General features: G+C 56.4%; 13 protein-coding genes. 6 read left to right on the top strand and 7 right to left on the bottom strand.

The annotated features are described in order from the left end of the window. Window positions 1–115: 115 nt before the first annotated feature. The 6 genes from AC0N03_RS13745 to hydA form a co-directional block, all read right to left on the bottom strand. Window positions 116–1,777, bottom strand: coding sequence for an extracellular solute-binding protein (locus AC0N03_RS13745; RefSeq protein WP_474289383.1), 1,662 nt, complete (start codon window positions 1,775–1,777; stop codon window positions 116–118). A gap of 860 nt (window positions 1,778–2,637) precedes the next feature. Then, window positions 2,638–3,240 (bottom strand): hypothetical protein, encoded by a 603-nt coding sequence (locus AC0N03_RS13750; RefSeq protein WP_474289384.1) that lies wholly within the window; start codon window positions 3,238–3,240, stop codon window positions 2,638–2,640. A 448-nt stretch (window positions 3,241–3,688) separates the two neighbouring features. After that, the gene (locus AC0N03_RS13755; protein WP_474289385.1) at window positions 3,689–4,894 is read right to left on the bottom strand and encodes a serine hydrolase domain-containing protein; all 1,206 of its coding nucleotides are present in this window, start codon (window positions 4,892–4,894) and stop codon (window positions 3,689–3,691) included. Between the two features lie 166 nt (window positions 4,895–5,060). Then, a complete protein-coding gene (locus AC0N03_RS13760; RefSeq protein ID WP_474289386.1) occupies window positions 5,061–5,795 on the bottom strand; it encodes a maleate cis-trans isomerase family protein in 735 nt (244 codons plus the stop codon). 55 nt (window positions 5,796–5,850) lie between these two features. Next, window positions 5,851–7,158, bottom strand: a complete 1,308-nt coding sequence (locus tag AC0N03_RS13765) for an MFS transporter (protein ID WP_474289387.1) — start codon at window positions 7,156–7,158, stop codon at window positions 5,851–5,853. A gap of 193 nt (window positions 7,159–7,351) precedes the next feature. After that, complete coding sequence (gene hydA / locus AC0N03_RS13770; protein ID WP_474289388.1) at window positions 7,352–8,755, bottom strand: dihydropyrimidinase; 1,404 nt, start codon at window positions 8,753–8,755, stop codon at window positions 7,352–7,354. 165 nt (window positions 8,756–8,920) lie between these two features. Here hydA and AC0N03_RS13775 point away from each other — a divergent pair, with 165 nt between their 5' ends. From AC0N03_RS13775 to AC0N03_RS13785, 3 genes are all read left to right on the top strand, one after another. Beyond that, window positions 8,921–9,658 (top strand): GntR family transcriptional regulator, encoded by a 738-nt coding sequence (locus tag AC0N03_RS13775; RefSeq protein ID WP_474289389.1) that lies wholly within the window; start codon window positions 8,921–8,923, stop codon window positions 9,656–9,658. 277 nt (window positions 9,659–9,935) lie between these two features. Next, window positions 9,936–11,192 (top strand): serine hydrolase domain-containing protein, encoded by a 1,257-nt coding sequence (locus tag AC0N03_RS13780; RefSeq protein WP_474289390.1) that lies wholly within the window; start codon window positions 9,936–9,938, stop codon window positions 11,190–11,192. Between the two features lie 100 nt (window positions 11,193–11,292). Continuing rightward, window positions 11,293–12,039 (top strand): aspartate/glutamate racemase family protein, encoded by a 747-nt coding sequence (locus tag AC0N03_RS13785; RefSeq protein ID WP_474289391.1) that lies wholly within the window; start codon window positions 11,293–11,295, stop codon window positions 12,037–12,039. 391 nt (window positions 12,040–12,430) lie between these two features. Here AC0N03_RS13785 and AC0N03_RS13790 read toward each other — a convergent pair whose 3' ends face one another. After that, on the bottom strand, window positions 12,431–13,294 hold the full coding sequence (locus tag AC0N03_RS13790; RefSeq protein WP_474289392.1) for a DMT family transporter: 864 nt from the start codon (window positions 13,292–13,294) through the stop codon (window positions 12,431–12,433). Window positions 13,295–13,683: 389 nt separating this feature from the next. On the opposite strand from AC0N03_RS13790, the gene AC0N03_RS13795 reads away from it, so the two are divergent. The 3 genes from AC0N03_RS13795 (at window position 13,684) to AC0N03_RS13805 (ending at window position 17,587) form a co-directional block, all read left to right on the top strand. After that, entirely contained in the window at window positions 13,684–14,385 is a 702-nt protein-coding gene (locus AC0N03_RS13795; RefSeq protein ID WP_474289393.1) for a hypothetical protein, read from the top strand. Window positions 14,386–14,495: 110 nt separating this feature from the next. Further along, a complete protein-coding gene (locus AC0N03_RS13800; protein ID WP_474289394.1) occupies window positions 14,496–15,245 on the top strand; it encodes an ABC transporter ATP-binding protein in 750 nt (249 codons plus the stop codon). 2 nt (window positions 15,246–15,247) lie between these two features. Further along, window positions 15,248–17,587 (top strand): ABC transporter permease, encoded by a 2,340-nt coding sequence (locus tag AC0N03_RS13805; RefSeq protein WP_474289460.1) that lies wholly within the window; start codon window positions 15,248–15,250, stop codon window positions 17,585–17,587. The last annotated feature ends 2 nt before the right edge of the window (window positions 17,588–17,589 follow it).

The raw sequence follows: 17,589 nt of genomic DNA on the forward strand, positions 1-17,589 counted from the left end.
GATCAATTTCCGCACATCACGTTTTGGATATTACCAATTCGGACACTTCATCCAAGATGCTTTTTTATCCAATATGGATATTTTAAATATAACGAGCTACTGGGAAGCGTCTCCGCTAAAACGAATAATAGCCGCCAGCGCGCATCAAGGCGTCGCTGCGATTCTGCGCATCTTGCAAAGCAACGCCGATGGATTTGTCTCCCACAAGCAAGGCATGAATTTCTTCGCCTGCAATCCGTATGATGCCGGTGATCTCCGGGATTGGCACGCGCGGCCACATGCGCACAACGCCGCTCTCCGCCATGTCATGCACAACAGAGACAATCGGCGACAAGGCCTTCACCTCCGGATCAAGGCTGACGCTGCGCCTTGGGCTGGCGAGGCTGCCATTCATCAGATAGAGCTTGGCTGCATTTGCCGAAGTCATGGCCTTCAGGGCCGTCATGACCGGCTCCACGCGCTCCGGCGCAAGATTTGCCGGTACTGCAAGGCCATAGCCGCCCATCGGCACGATAGGCCTGCCGCGCGGTCCGTGCGGATGAGGCAGATAGCCGGTGCGTCGATAAGCCGGCGCGTTAGCATCTGTTTCATAAAGGGGCGCCAGCATCGTGTGCGAATAGGCCAGTGCCGTCTTGCCGGACTTATAGGCCAGCGCGCGATCATACCACGCCATATCCAGCACATTCGCAACTGAATAAGGCAGGATTTCGAGCAGATATTCGGCTGTCTGACGCGCCTCCAGCGAAAGAAACATCGGTCGCATATGTTCAGATCGGATGTTTGCCGTATCGAAGCCATCTTTCGTGCGAGCCAGATCAATGATCGGCTGACCGAAGGCCGCCATGATCATCAGGAACGTATGGCCGATCGGCGTGCCGCGACGGCCATTCCAGGCGATGCCAGCCATGCCCTCGATCTTGTTGTGCAGTTTGCGCGCGGCAGCAATCGTTTCCGAAGTGGTGCGCGGCGGCGCGATGCCATTCTGTTCGAAAACATCCGTCCGATAGATCAGCAGCTCGCCGGTCATCATGGCCGGAATGCCATATTGCGAGCCATTCCAGCGCGATGTCGCCAAAGTCTCGGGATAAAAGTCCCGTGCATCCGCGCCAATTTCCGCCATCAGGTGATCCAGCGGCAAAAGACGCTTTTGTGATGCCATCTCGCCAAACCACGGATAATCGCAGGCAATGATGTCATAGCGTGAATGGGGCAATTTGCTGTTTTCGATGACTTCGTCGTGCAGACGGTCGATCGATAAAGCCTTGCTGGTGATCGGCACTCCCAACATCATTTCCTGCTGGCGCTTGAAGGAACGCATCGCCATGAAGGTCGGATCGGCATGCACGAGCACGCGCAAGCCCTGCCGCAAGGGCAATTTGCTGGCGAGCACGGCCGGCGGCGGCAAAACAGCGCCCATTTCCTCCCGGCTGCGGCTTTTGGATTTGCGCCCGACGTCCGGCAGCGCAGGCTCCAAGTTCAGTCTGGAAAACTCGTTATACCGCCATGTAAAGCGGTGCCAGCGAGAGAGAAGGTCCTCTGAAGGATGAATCGAAAAGGACTTTCCCGTGCCGGTTTTTGGGCGTTTGACGATCATTCCTTCCGTCAACATAGCTTCAATGGCCCGCATGGCGGTGCCGTAGGTCAATCCTGATGCCGTTGCCAGCGAGGAACTCGTCACCAGACTTCCCGAAAAGTGGTTCCGCATCAGATAGACAATCATACGCAATTCGCGCCGCCCGGCTGTCAGGCCCAGCGCAGACTCAGATTCCCGTTGCAAGAACTCAATCAGATCGAGAAATTGCCCGGCTTCGCGCGGCAATAAACTCCGCCCGCTCGTATCCAAAGTTCCGCCCTCATAAGGGCCTTCCGGGGTGGGAGGAGCTTTTTGAAGCTGCCGCGGATTTTTCTGCTTCATCATCAAACCAAACTTGCTGGCCAAGATTTATCGCCTGTTTGCTGAACAGCTCACGCTGCATTACACAGCGCGCCGCCATCGCTGATCCGGCCGGGCGGGCGATAACCCGACACGTCCGATGCCCAAAATGGATATATTACGCAGATGAATTGGGGTTGTCAGCGCAGACTTATCTCGCGAAGAACCAAGTCCATCCAAAATGGATTAAATTTTTGCGAGTTCAGCGGGATGGCGATCTGGTTTGCTGGAAGCCGGATGACTTTCGTGCTGAGTTGCCCTCTCGCGTCCAACCATGTTCCGCTGAATCTGTCCATGCATAAAAATCCATTCAGCATTTAAGATTATTCAGGCTCTGCTCTGGATGGAATAAGCGGATCAGCCGGGTCTGCATCGCGACAGGAAGGACAATCAAAGCCGCAATTTCCAAAATGCTGCTTTAGTAAAAAATTCTCTGTTTTGCCCCTGTTAACAGGGAATTTTTGGCTAAAGACACACCTCTGTCATACGGCGTCCGTCAGCATTTCTTTCTGGAAAGATTCATATTTTGCGACGAGCACAAATTGCTTCGTCATTTCCGTGCCTTATGGCGAAAATTCCGCAGAATTTCCGGCTGAGACGCATGTTATGCGGCTCTTTCAGTACCGGTGTGATCGGTGTCTGCGAAGCTTTTTTCATTTTCCGCGTTTTAAAGGCATTTTTGACGCAGACACCGGTTCGCGCCTTCACATCGGCGGCGCTACGCCATCTTTGCCCACCAAAATACGCACAGCAGACATTTGCCCGTCCGCACCCTTTTTGGCCACAATAAATACCGGGGCGCCTTTAACCAAAGCCTTTGAATCGGCAGGCTCTATGGTCACGATCGGGATTCCGTCCGGAACGATCACCCTCGATGTCTCACCCTTTTGCTGCACTGACAATTCCCGCGTGTTGTTCGCGCCCGCAACCACAGTGGCCACCGTTGCATTGATCATGGTGCTTTCAGGAGTAAGATCCCACGGATATTTGCCTTCACCGGTGCCACGCGCAGATTCAGGGAAAACAAGCACCTCCATAGCGACAAAACTGCCATCGGCTTTGCCCATGGTTGCGGTGCCGATAAAGCTGCCGGGCTGGATCGCCGACAGATCGATCGCTTTGACCGTATTGACTTTTTGATCCGGAGCCACAGCCACCATCACGGAGGAGCCTTCGCGGGTTGTAACCGAGATCGTGCCGTTTTCACTTTTGTCCAGCGTTCCGCGTATGCGTTCCACCTGTTGGGCGGCGGCAGGCGCGGCAAAACCCAGGAGAGCCACTATCATTGCAATTGTCTTGAGCTGCATAATTATTCCCTCCACTTTCGACCATGACGAATAGGTAAGGCGCATTTAGCCGAATGCGAGATGCGTCTGATCCGAAAACAGAAAATCCGGGACGATGTTTACCTTTTACTTCGAACCGCCCCGTCCCTTCGCTTTGAAAATATCCGGCTACATTTTATCAGCGCCTGTAATCATCGGATCTGTCAGGCTCATACAGGGTCAGCGCCAAACAGCCACCCCGGACGCAATAGGCGATAGGTTTCCCTGAGCGCCAGCTTTTATGCGGAATGCCAAGATTTGAGAGGACGATGCCGCAGTGCCGGGCGGTTCCCTTCATGTCAGAAGTCCAGAAAAAGATTTACCGTCTCCCGCAGCAGCGCAGACCGAAAGCCCCATTTTTTCAAAATTGAGCGGGACAAGTGGATTGCCAGAATAGCAGCCCCCAATTTTTGGGGGCTGCAGGTCATTTTCAGCGCTCAGCACCATCGTTGAAGGCAAGATCCGTTCCCGGCACACCCTTGCTTTGATTGCTCAGTTCCAGTTCCTTGCGCAGCGCCTCCCGCTGTGCATCGGTTGCGGCGGGCTTCTGGCCGCCATGCATGGCGGGCAGAATGTAATCATTGACCATCCGGCGATACATATTCAGATAGGTTCCGGTGCGCAGGCCACCATCGGTCGGCAGGATGCTGGTCATGACTACCACAGCATGCTCCTTGGGCAGTACGGTGATGAACTGTCCCTTGAAGCCCATGGCGCCATATTCCGGCTCAGACTCGACGATATGGTTTATCCAGCAATAATAGCCGTAATCATTCGCCGTCGCTGTTGCCGAGGGTGTCGACATTTGGTCGATCCAGTTCTTCGACACGACCTGCTCGCCCTGCCACTTGCCGCCGTTCAGCATCAGCAGCCCGAGCTTGGCCATATCGACTGCCCGCAGACGCAACCCCCAGCCTCCCGATACCATGCCGGTCTGGTCAGTGCCGGTCCAGTGCGCATTCTGCATGCCGAGCGGCTTGAAGAGATGCTCTTGCGCAAATTGCGCCTCCGGCTCGCCGGAAGCTGCCTGGATCGCCGCACCAACCAGCACCGGATTTGCATCGGTATATTCGAATTCAGTTGCGGGCGGGATGCGCGGGGTAGTGGTCAGGGCTACCTGCAGGCGGTTCGGCGCCTTGAAATAAAGCGGATCGGAGCCCTCCACCTGCTTGTACAAAAGGCCGCTCGACATGGACATCAGATGCCGCAATTTAATGTCCTGCTTGTCAGCCAGGGCATCCTTGAATTCCGGTTTGATCTTCAGAATCCACGGCGCGACCTTGTCATCGACACTGATCTTACCCTGGTCGGCGAGAATGCCGAAATTCAGCGCCGTAATGGTCTTGGTCACCGAGTAAAGCTCGTAATTGTAATCGCGGCTCAGCCCCCCTTCGTAACGCTCGAAAATGAGCTTGCCATCCTTGACCACCAGCAGGCTGCGCACATCGAGTTTGTCGCCGCGGATCCATTCCGACATCTTGATCAGCGGGCCGGAATCCACTCCGACATCCTCCGGCGCCGCTACGGGAAGACCCGGCTCATCGGCGGCGCGAACCGGCGCTGTGACAAGCAATGCGATGCTCGCAACGCCAGCCAAAAGCCACGCCGATTTTTGATATGATCCAGTTTTTGTCATGCGTTTCACTCCCATTTTGAAGATCTGGCCAATCCTGGCCGTTTTCCTGTCACGCTTTCCCAAAAAGGCATGAGCCTTCCTTCAGCCAAGAGGTGTGGCTGGTCTTCATTTCGGAAAAGCGTACAAGCACTTTGAACAGCGGCACGTGCCGGCTGCCCTTACTGGTTCAGGCTGCGTTGACCTTTTGGAACAAGCTGCCCCACCCTTTCAGCTGGTCGGGCGGCGCGCCAGCCAGAGCGAGACTTTTCCAGAGCGTTGTCGCGATGGAATCGTAGATTGGCACGCCCAGTTCCGTCTCAAGGCGTTCGACCAGAGCTGCACCGCGCATATTGGTACACACCACCGCAATCGCATCGCAGCCTTGACCGGCCACGCGACGGATCATGGCGGCTACGTCCTCTTCACCCACTTGGGCAAAGGAGAAATTGTCCTGTAAACCGCTGTGACACTCGCCAGCGCATTCAAATCCGGCAGCCTGCCAGTTGCTGATAATCTTCTGCTGCACGCTGGCCAGATAGGGCGTGACGAGTCCGAGGCGCCGCACACCGGTGCGCCTGAATATTTCGCGAAAGGCCAGCACCGAAGTGCAAGCCGGAATGCCAGTTGCCGCTGTGATACGCTCGCATAACACCTCGTCACGATCGTAACCCAGCCAGCTGGCGGAAGTGCCGTTCCAGGCGATAACATCGACTTTTGCATCGGCCAGGAGATCGGCAGCACGCAGAATTTCCGTATCATCGAATTGCTTGTCGGAGCTTGCCGACAAGGCGATTTCCGTCACCTTGAATCGTCCGAAATGCGCGGAAATGTTGGGAAGGCCGGCCAGCATGGCACATGTGGTCGGCTCCAGCACAGTGTTGGATGAAGGCGTCAGCATTCCAAGGCGTATGAATCTGGTCATTGAGCGGGCCGAATATTCGAGAGCGGAAGAGGAGGCGCGGGTCGCGCCCCCGGTTTCAGACCGGCAGCTTGCGGCTGTAGTCGATGGCGCTGGAGCACACCAGCAGAGCGATGCCGCAACCTGCGAAGAACATCAGGGCCATGAAATACGAGCCGGTGGCCTGCACGATGAAGCCCACAATCACCGGCACCGTGATGCCGGCGATATTGCCTCCCAGATTCATGCAGCCGCCAAGAAATCCAGACCGGCTGCGCGAGCCGAGAATGCTTGGAATAGCCCAGTACATGCCGCACCAGCGCAGAAAGAACAGTGTGGTCGAAAGCAGCACAACCACAAGGAGGGCGTCATGCACATAGGCGACAAGCACGATGGAAATGGTGGCGACAATTGCGGCAATGCCAAACAAGGTCCGGAAGATTACATTGGGCGTGCCGCCGCGCACCCGCCATATATCGGCGATCTGACCACCGACAAGTTCTCCGATGAAACCCGCGAAGAACATGATGAACAGCGACCCGCCAAGATGTTTGATATCGAGGCCATGAACCACGGAAAGATAGGTCGGCATCCATGTCAGCAATCCGTAGAACACGGAATTGAAGAACATCCATCCAAGGCACATGCACCAGACCGAGCGAAATTGGAAGAAAGCCGCAATGCTGCGGGCAGGAGCACCCGAAGCCAATGCATCTTCGGCGGCATGGGCCTCGGCAATGTAATCCGCCTCGGCCTTGTTAACGCGGGGATGCTCTGCGGGATTGTTACGGATGTACCACCATGCAAAGCCGCCGCAGAGCACCGTGCCGATGCCGGCGATGGCAAAGGAGACGCGCCAGGAATCAAATTCTGCAATGAGACCTGCGATGATCGCCGCTCCGAGCGCCGCTCCCAGCGGCGCGCCGCCATCGAGAAGGGTTGCCCCGCGGGCCCGTTCATTCGGCGTCATCCACATGGCGTTGAGTTTTCCACCTGCCGGATAGATCGGAGCCTCGGCGGCGCCAAGCCCAAGGCGAGTCACGATCAGCATCAGCGCATTAGGCGAGAGCGCCGCCAGCGCCTGAAACAGCCCCCAGCCCAAAGTCGACGCGGCAATGACAATCCGCGGCTTGAACCTGTCGGCCAGCATGCCGCCGGGAATCTGCATCAAAGCATAAGTGAGAAAGAACGAACTCAAAATGAACCCTTGCGTGGTCAGATCGAGGTTGAATTCCTTGGAAATAATCGGCATGGCCACGGACAGCGAGGCGCGGTCGATATAATTGATGGAGATCAGCATCAGCATCAGCAGGAATATCTTCCATCGGACATTGGTGCGCTGAAGGTTGCCGGATGCGACGGCAGCACGAGGTGAAGTGGTTGTCATGTTCAATTCCTGATGTTGATAAATGGGCCGGCAGATCTCAAAATGCTGCGCGAAGTCTTACTTCAGGAGTCTGCTGCTGCGCTCCCAAGGGCCTGTGAAATGCCGATGAATACATCGCCCCTGATGCTCATCTGCGGCCGATCGCATGCTAAACCTCTGCAATGAGACATGGCGCGCCATGTCATGCAAGCGCTCATGCGACCAACGGCAGGCCACAAGGCAAAAACTGCCCATGACCGGTTAATCCCGAAAATTTCCCATCCGCCCAAAGCACCTGGCCGCGCGAGAGGGTCATCACTGGCCAGCCGCGCACGTTCATGCCTTCGTAAGGCGTGTAATCCACATTGTGGTGCAGCATTTCATTGGTGATCCTCACTTCGCGCTGCTGATCCCATATGGCAAGATCAGCGTCCGCGCCTATGGCAATCGAACCCTTGCGCGGATAGAGCCCATACATTTTAGCCGGGTTCGTCGAGGTCAGTGCCACGAATTCCTGCAGGCTGATCCGCCCGCCATTGACCCCTCCGGAAAACAGCAAGGGAAGGCGCGTCTCCAATCCGGGTATACCGTTAGGAATGCAGGAGAAACGCGCTGACGTGCCATTGACCATCTTGCCCTGATGGTCCTGATACCGAAATGGCGCGTGATCAGATGAAAAAACCTGCAACAGCCCCTCTTTCAAGGCGTTCCAGTTGGCCTCCTGACTGGCGATATCGCGCGGCGGCGGACTGCAGATGCATTTGGCGCCGGTAAAACCCGGCGAGGCGAGGTCGTGCGCCGTGAGAAAAAGATATTGCGGACAGGTTTCGGCGTAAATTGGCAGGCCGCGGCTTCGGGCCCAGCGGATTTGCTCGATGGCCTCCGGGCCGGAAACATGCACGATGAGGATAGGTGCTTCGGCCAGTTCCGCCAGTGTGATGGCGCGGTGGGTTGCCTCGCGTTCGACCAGCGGCGGACGGGCTGTCGCATGGTATTTCGGCGCAGTCTTGCCTTCAAGTTCCAGCCTTTGCGTGAGCCAGCTGATGCAATCGGCGTTTTCCGCATGAATCATCACCAGCGCCCGCTCGCGCCGGGCGAGGGCAAGAATGTCCAGAATCTGATAATCGCTCAGCTTTAATGAGTCATAAGTCATGTAGATCTTGAAAGACGTATAGCCTTCACGGATCAGCGCGGGCAATTCCTGTCCCAGAACCTGCTCGGTCGGATCGGTGACGATAAGATGAAATGCATAGTCGATGCAGGCTTTGTTGCCGGCGCGGCGATGATAGTCATCGACGGCCTGACGCAGACTCTGGCCTTTCATCTGGGCGGCAAATGGCATGATTGTCGTCGTGCCGCCGCACGCGGCCGAGCGGGAGCCGGTAAGAAAATCATCTGCCATGACCGATTCATCGCCCGTGGGCTGATCGAGATGACAATGCGCATCGACTCCGCCGGGCAGAACAAGCAGTCCGCTTGCATCTATTTCTCGCGTACCAGCCGGCAGATTGTCAGCCAGAGCGGCAATCTTGCCGTTTCGGATGCCGATGTCGGCGCGAAACGTGTCAACCGCTGTCGCAACCATGCCGCCCCTGATGACGCATTCGAACGCTGACATTCAGACCTCCCAGTCTCAATTTTTATTTTATTGCATTCATAATTTTGCATGCAAAATATTTATGGCGGAAAGAGCTACTCCACTTGCCGCGTCTTTGTCAAGTGACTATGACTCAACTCAAGTGCGCGAGACGCGCCGCATGCAGCCATGAAGGAGGGCGCACCCTTGTCGCGATCGGACCTAACCAGCGAAGCAATTGCCGCGCGTGCACTGTCCGGCGGGGCCGAGGCGCCCGGTGAACCAATACGCCGTCGTCCCCTGCATGATGAAGCCACCGAGCGGCTGCGCGACATGATTGTCGAAGGTCAGCTCGCAGCTGGCGAATGGATCAACGAAGCTGAATTGTGCCAGCAATTGCAGATTTCCCGCACACCTTTGCGCGAGGCACTGAAAATTCTGGCCGCCGAGGGGCTTATCAACCTGTTGCCGAGACGCGGCGCGCATGTGGCGCTGCTGGGCGCGAAGGAAATAGCCGATCTGTTCGAAATGCTGAGCGGTCTCGAACGTATTGCAGCTGAACTGGCAGCACTCCGGACAACGCCTGCCGATATTGAAATGCTGCATCGGCTGCAAACTCGTATCGAGCAGCATCATCAGTCCCGGAACCGCCACGATTATTTTCACGATAACCAGTTGCTGCACGAGGCGATTGTCAGGCTTTCAGGCAATCTTGTTCTGATTGACATGCATGCGCGGCTGATCGCTCAGGTGCGGCGGGCGCGTTACATGGCCATTCAGACAGCGGAACGCTGGAGCGAGTCCGTTAAGGAACATGCAGAAATTCTGGCTGCTCTGGAGCGCCGCGATTCCCAACGTGCGGGCGAACTGATGCGTGCTCACGTTGCCAAGACCGGCGACATCGTCCGCGCATCGATGGATGCCGCCGAAAAATCCGGCAAATGAAGCGCACGCGCGGCTAAACCACGCCATCCAACACCATTTGGCTTCGCCCGGTCGCTTCTGCGCGAATCGGAAGATTGATACGCGCCATTCCTTCACCAGTGCGGACGGGATCAACACCTCTATTGCCGCTTCGCCACTTTTGATATTCCTGCATTTATGTCGAATTAAAAATTTTGCATTCAAAATGCAAAATTCTCTTGATCTTGGCAAAGGGCTGAGGCACCATTCCTGCCGTAGCGCGCAAAATAATGCGCGCAGAATATTATGGGAGGAAGGAATGACGCGAATTAACCCAAGGCATAAGGCAACGCCGTGGCTTCGTCCGGTATTGGCCCCGGCAGTGGCCCTGAGTATGAGCATCGGCGCCGCCGGCATGGCCGCTGCGCAAAGCAGCAAGGTTGAATTTCCGGCCAAGCCGGATCCGACAGAATTGCAGGAGGTCTGGCCGGAGCAGGTCGGTATCGACTCCGGCGCGCTTGTGCAATTGTCGCAATGGATCCGGGATTCCAAACTCGACATTCGCAGTCTGGTCATCGTCAAGGACGGCAAGATCGCATTTGAACGTTACAGTTCCGGACTTACCCGCGACAATAATTACGAACTTTACTCCATCACCAAGGCCGCAACCGCAATTCTTGCCGGCGATCTCATCAGCGATGGCAAGATCAAACTCGAAAGTTCGGTCAAGGATGTTCTGGCAGACGCGCGTCCCGACCTCAAGGCCGCACTGGCCGACAAGGGCAAGGTCACCTTGCGCAATGTGCTCACCATGACAACCGGACTTTACTATGATTTCAAGCCGCCGAACGACCCTATCTATTATGAGGCGCCCGACCGCCTGAAACTGGCGGCAACCACCACCCCGGCCTGGGAACCGGGCAAAGTGTTCCAGTACATGGATGTCAATCCCATCCTTGCCACAGCAATGCTCAGTGCTGCTGCCGGCACGAAACTGGAAAATTACGCTGAAGAAAGGCTCTTCAAGCCGCTTGGCATGAAACATTATGCCTGGACACGGGCTGACGAAAAAGGGCTTGTTTCCGGCGGCTGGGGACTGCGCCTGCGCGCAGTGGATATGGCGCGTCTGGGCATGCTGGCCCTGCAGAACGGCCGATGGAACGGCACGCAGGTTGCACCGGCAAACTGGATGAAGCAGATGACCTCCGGCCAGAGTACGCCCTTTTTCGGCTATTACTGGTGGGTGCACAATATTGTCGAGGGCGGCGTCGAAGGTGGCAACCAGCCTGAATTCGATACAATGGGTTTCAAAGGTCAGAACATCGTTGTTCTGCCAAAATATAATGCTGTCATAACCATGACCAGCATGCTGCCCGTCGATGGCGGTCTGCGCGATGCCAAATGCCTGCAGATTCTGCGCTACATGATGAGCCAGTACATTCTGCCTGCGCTTGACAAGAAGTCTGCAACGCCAACCGACGCGCAAAAAAGGGCGCTTCTTGCCGAGCTGCAGAAGGCTGAAGACAGCAAGGGCGTGCCCGGCGTCGGTGCAGATCCGACCGACACGCCGCAATAAGCCCGGTGCCTGCCTGCGCCTCATCAGGGGCGCAGGCTATCGCCTTCCGCGAACCCGTCCGGAGCGTCCGATCCGGCCAAAGAAAAAGCAACATCGACACATGCGCATTCTCGTTCTCAACCCCAACACCAGCCAGGACATTACCGCGCGGCTTGCCAGCTCGGCCGAGGAGGCCGCCTCGCCGGGCACCACGATCGCAACAGTCACGGCGACACGCGGCGTTCCCTACATCGCAACGCGGGCCGAAGCCCAGATCGGCGGCGCCATTGCCCTTGAGATGCTTGCGGAATTACATCAGGATTTTGATGCCGCAATCATCGCGGCATTCGGCGATCCGGGCCTGTTCGGCGCGCGGGAATTGTTCGATATTCCCGTGATTGGAATGGCGGAAGCTTCAATGCTCACGGCCTGCATGATGGGTCGGCATTTTGCCATTGTCACTTTTGCGCGTGCTCTCGGCCCCTGGTATCAGGAATGCGTCGACATGCATGGGTTAAGAGAGCGCTGCGCGGGCATCCGCATGCTTGACGACCCGTTCATATCTGTTTCCGACGTGCAGGACGAGAAGGAACATCTGTTGGTCAATCTCGCCAATCAAGCTATCAGCGAACTTGAAGCCGATGTCATCATTCTGGCGGGTGCGCCGCTGGCAGGGCTGGCCGCCCGCGTTCAGGAGCGTATTCCCGTGCCCGTGATCGACCAGATGGCTGCTGCGGTGAAACAGGCCGAAGGGCTCGTCGGCCTAAAACTGCGCAAGGCGGCCACCGGCACTTTCCGTCGCCCGGATGCCAAGCCGACGATCGGTCTCGGCGACGCCCTGGCCCGACGCATTGAACATCGGGATTGAAGTTTCGGAATTGGGAACTGACCCCCAGAATGCGGGCGTGCCGGGCTTGAACCGCTCAAAATTGAAAGAACTTGAGGAACTCAGGCGAAGGCTGCAATAATTTTCTCCCTGTCAGGTCACCTGCCCCTCTCTGCACGGCCAGCGCTGTTCCCTGACAGGATGCAATTATTTCTCTGTCAATTGTTCACGAGAATCGATCAAGTCACCAAAAATTGCGCCAAATTCGGACAATTCGGCCCGATTGACCTCAAAATTACGAAATTTCCTTTTTTCAACTGTAAATAGGAAATTCTGGCGCTGCGATACGCTCCGATGAGGTTGCGTCCACCGCCATTGTTCTTCATCGAATCTGTATTTTTCAGGAGCACAAATCCGCACGAAGGCCGGCAGGCTATTTTCCATATTTGCGCGCACCGGCCACGCAGCCAATGACTCCGGCGGTAATCACGATCATCACAGGGTTCACAGGCTCGCCAAGCAGTGTCGCAGCGAGAGCCAATCCGAAGAACGGTTGCAGGAGTTGCAACTGACTGACCGAGGATATGCCGCCCTGCTCCAGTCCGCGATACCAGAAAATAAAGCCAATCAGCATGCTGAACACGGCCACATAGGCAAGCCCCACCCATGAGGAGAGGGCAATCCCTGAAAAGCTCGCCGGCCAGAACACGAAGGCCAGAATGCCCGTTGCTGGCAGCGAGATCACCAGCGCCCAGCTGATTACCTGCCAGCCGCCCAGTTTCCGCGAAAGATGCGCGCCTTCGGCATAACCAAGCCCGCAAATGATAATTGCCGCGAGCATGAGGCCGTCACCGGTCAGCGAAGCCGTAATATCTTGCGAGAGGGCATATCCCGCCACCAACAGGCTGCCGAGAATCGAAAACAGCCAGAAGACAGCTTTCGGGCGTTCTCCGCCGCGCAAAACTCCGAAAATGGCGGTAGAAAGCGGCAAAAGGCCAATGAAGACGATCGAATGCGCCGAGGTGACGTGCCGCAGGGCCATCGCCGTCAACAGCGGAAAGCCGAAAACGACACCTGACGTGACAATGACAAGCGAGGCAAAATTACGCCGCCCCGGCCAGCGCTTCGCAAAAATGGCGAGCAGAACGGCGGCCAGAATACCGGCAATGCCCGCGCGCGCAATTGTCAGGAATATCGGATCGAACGCCTGCACGGCTACCCGGGTCGCCGGCAGCGATCCGCTGAAAATTATCACGCCGATCAATCCGTTGATCCAGCCGCTGCTTGCCCGCTCCATGCTGTTCCTCTCGCCGTTACAGCCTTTTCGAGAGCAAAGGCCTGACATTATCAGTTACAGTGAGAATTCGTTTCTTCAAACTGTTATGGCGCATCAATCCGTGCGCAACGCGCGCCGGACCATGACAAGCACCAAATGATGTGCATTAAAATTTGCGCCGCCTTCTATGTGTCGTGAGCAACTGCTCTGCAATTACCCATAGGACAGGACACCGATTCAAATTGCCTGCATCGTTCGGCCCAGAATGAAAATAGCCTGATTCTGCGTCGAAAATTGCAATGACACTGAGGTATTAAATCAGCGTCATGGCTCGGATAGCCGGAAAGCAGAGTTTTCCGGCTCTTGATCCGCGTCAATGCTCTTCAAAAAACCGCTTTTATAATGAGCGGATGTCTCAGGCCTCGATATCTCTTATCGTGTGGATTGCAGCTTGGCTCATAGCCCCGACCGCAAGTCTTTGTGCAGAGCATGAGCATCCTGAGCGCCTCGGATTTCATATTTTTGCACATTCTCACCGCCCTTCGATCCACGCCGATGCAGTCGTAATTCTTTACGAAGGCCCCATCGAATATCCGATGGCGGAGAACCTCGAAGACATTTGGTCTGAGCTGCGCGGCCGGCGAGATAACATTGTCCTTGAACTCGACAGCGGCGGCGGTTCAATGCGCCATGCCGAAAAGGTCATCGAAGTTCTGAAAGAAATTCGCCGTGACGCGAAACTGACCACGCTCGTCACTGAAAATCACAAGTGCCTCTCCGCCTGCGTTCTGGTCTATTTGCAGGGTGAACAGAGGATAGCCGGAAATGCGACCGCCTGGATGTTTCACGGTCCGCGCCGCGTCTACACCAATGTTCCATCGTCGAATTCGACGCGCCGCTATGTAGAGCTGCTGCGTGATGGCGGCGTATCCGAATCCTTCCTGTCCTTCCTTTCGGAACACAACCGTCTCTATGTTCCGGGAGGATTTTGGATGAGCGGCCACGAATTGTTTCAGATGCATCATTCAAATATCATCACCCGCCTGCTCGAACCCTGGCAGCCCGAGGCGCCGATGACGCTGCCCTACGATCCGGAGCTACGATCGCGATAACTGTCCGGCATTGGTGCCGGACAATCGTCACCCGCCATTCGCGGCAGAATGATTTCTATGATTTTCCCAGACCAGGGACCGTTCCTTTTTATCGCATGGTATGTGTCAACATGACTTTCAGTGCAGATGTGCCTGTTGCCGCTCAACCGACGAGGACTTCCATCGTCTTTGAGGCGCGTGGCTTATCGAGGAGTTATGGCTCAGGTGCCGCGCTGGTTTATGCTCTTCGTGAGATTGATCTCGACATAAGCGAAAGCGAATTTGTGGTTCTTCTCGGCCCTTCGGGATCTGGAAAATCGACGCTGCTCAATATTCTCGGTGGTCTCGATGCGCCAACGGCCGGAACGGCGCGCTGGCGCGATCACGAACTGACCGGCGCGTCAGAAGCCGACCTGACACGATACCGCCGCGAGCATGTCGGGTTCGTGTTCCAGTTTTACAATCTGATCCCTTCGCTGACGACCAAGGAAAATGTCGAACTCGTTGCGGAGATTGCCGATAATCCGATGAACCCCGAGGAGGCGCTTGCTCTCGTCGGATTATCCCATCGGCTGGATTACTTTCCCTCGCAATTGTCCGGCGGCGAACAGCAACGCGTTGCGGTGGCACGCGCTATTGTCAAACACCCTGACGTGCTGCTTTGCGACGAACCGACGGGCGCCCTCGACGTCGACACGGGCAAGCTCGTTCTCGCAGCGATTGCCCGCGCCAACCGCGAACTCAGGACGACAACAATTGTCATTACGCATAACACATCGATTGCAGGCATGGCGGATCGCGTCCTCCATCTTGCAAACGGAAGGATTGTTTCAATCGACAAAAATCCATCGCGGATCGCCCCCGAGGAATTATCGTGGTGAGCATGCTCGACCGGAAACTCCTTCGGGATCTTGTCGCTCTCAGAGGCCCCGCTGTGACGGTTGGTCTTCTCGTTGCGGCCGGCGTGGGCGTCATGACGGGATCGATCAGCACCTATCTTTCGCTTCTCAGCACACGCGATGCCTATTATCAGAAGACGCATTTCGCTGATCTTTTTGTTGATCTGAAGCGCGCGCCCAACCCACTCACACGTGATCTTGCCGACATCAACGGGGTGGGCACGCTTCAGACGCGCATCACTCAGGATGTCCGCATCGACTGGCAGGCCGCACCAAACGAGATAAGCGGCAAGCTGATCTCCATTCCAGCCCCGCCGGATGAAAGCCTCAACGCGCTGACCCTTCAGACCGGTCGCTGGCCCGATCCAAACGCACCGCAGGAAGCGCTCGTGAACACGGCCTTCGCGCAGGCCTGGTCGATAGGTCCCGATGAGACAATCGCGGTTATCCTCAATGGTCACAAGCGGGTCTTCACGATAGTCGGAGCCGTTTACTCGCCTGAATATGTCTACGCGGCGCGCCCGGAAAACCCGCTTCCCAATGACCGGAACTACGCCCTCCTGTGGGTCCAGCGCAACGAGCTTGAAGCCGCGCTCGACCTTACAGGCGCCTTCAATTCTCTCTCGGTACGGCTGGCCCCCGGCGCCAATGAAGCCGCGACCGTCAACGCCATAGACAAGCGCCTTGCAGCCTATGGCTCGCTCGGAGCCATAACCAGAGACGAGCAGATATCAAACCGATTTCTCTCGGATGAACTCGTCGAACAGAAGACCGTTTCCGTGGTCGTGCCTGTAACCTTCTTTGCAGTGGCTGCCTTCCTGTTGAATGCCATCATGGGCCGGCTCGTGAACGCGCAAAGAGAGCAGATCGCCACGCTGAAAGCGCTGGGCTATCCGGCATTCCCGATTGCCCTGCATTATGCCGAATTCGCCTTTCTCATTGCCTTGGCAGGATCGCTCGCCGGAACAGGCCTTGGCCTGATTTACGGCAAAGCCGTCATGACAAGTTACGCATCATTCTTTCGCTTCCCGGATTTTCCGTATCTGATGCCGCTCTGGGTGCCCGTCGTGGCTGCGATTGCCAGCCTGTCAGCCGCGCTGACCGGCGCCGTCACGGCAGTTTTGCGTATTCTTCGCCTGACCGCGGCTGAAGCCTTGCGCCCCGCAGTTCCGGGCGAGGCGTCGCACCAACTGATGTCGCGCTTTCTGACGCCGCGTCTGAAGATTTCGCTGCGCAATCTGCTTGGCCGCCCGTTCCGGACGTTCCTTACGATTATTGGTCTGTCGAGCGCAATCCCGATGATCGTCCTGGGGCTGTTCTGGTGGGATGCGCTCGACAGCATGATCAGCACGCAATTCGAATTCATTGACAGAAGCCAGGCCACCATCACATTTCTCACGCCCAGACCACTTTCTGCGCTCGAAGAAATTCGTCGCCTTGCGCCCGATGCCGAAGTCGAGGGTCTCAGAATAGTGCCCATAAAATTACAGACGGGCCACAAGGAAAAGCGCATTGTCCTCACAGGGCTGCCGCGCGGCGCGCAATTTCGCACGCTGCGCGATGCGAAGCTTCGGCCCGTTGCAATACCGGGCAATGGCATCGTCCTGAGCCGCCTGATTGCGAAAGATCTTGGCCTTGAAGTTGGCGACCATGTGACGATCGACATTCTTGACGGAAAGCATCCCTCAGCGCAGACCACGCTGTCAGGGCTCGTCGACGAGGTTCTGGGCGCGGGTGCCTACATGGATCTGGACGCGCTCAACAGGCTGCTGGGAGATTCTCCGGTCATTTCACACGCGCTGATCCGATCTCCCGCTCACCTTAAGGCTGCGCTTGACCGTGCTGGAGCACTGCCCCGTGTTCTCGCCAACGAGTCAAAAGAACGATGGATCGCGATGTTTCGTGAAAAGATCATGGGTTTAATCGTCATTTCAGCGACAATTCTTACGCTCTTTGGCGTCATCGTCGCCATTGGCGTTGTCTATAACAGTGCCCGTATTGCGCTTCAGGAACGGACATGGGAACTCGCAAGCCTGAGGGTTCTTGGCTTCTCGCGTAACGAGGTCGCCAATATCCTGTTCACGGAACTTGCCATTGAGCTTCTGGCCTCGATCCCTATCGGACTTTATCTTGCAAAGACAGGAATTGCCTTTCTTCTGGCGACGCGCAGCAATGAAAGCTTCAGCGTTCCGGCTGTTATCAAACCTGATACGATGGCCATTGCGGCGGCAATCGTAATCGCAACCGCCCTTGCCAGCGGCTGGACGGTGAAGCGTCGTATCGACACGCTCGATCTTGTTTCCGCCCTGAAAACACGAGACTGACC

This window comes from Methylocystis sp. sgz306128 (assembly GCF_056032725.1).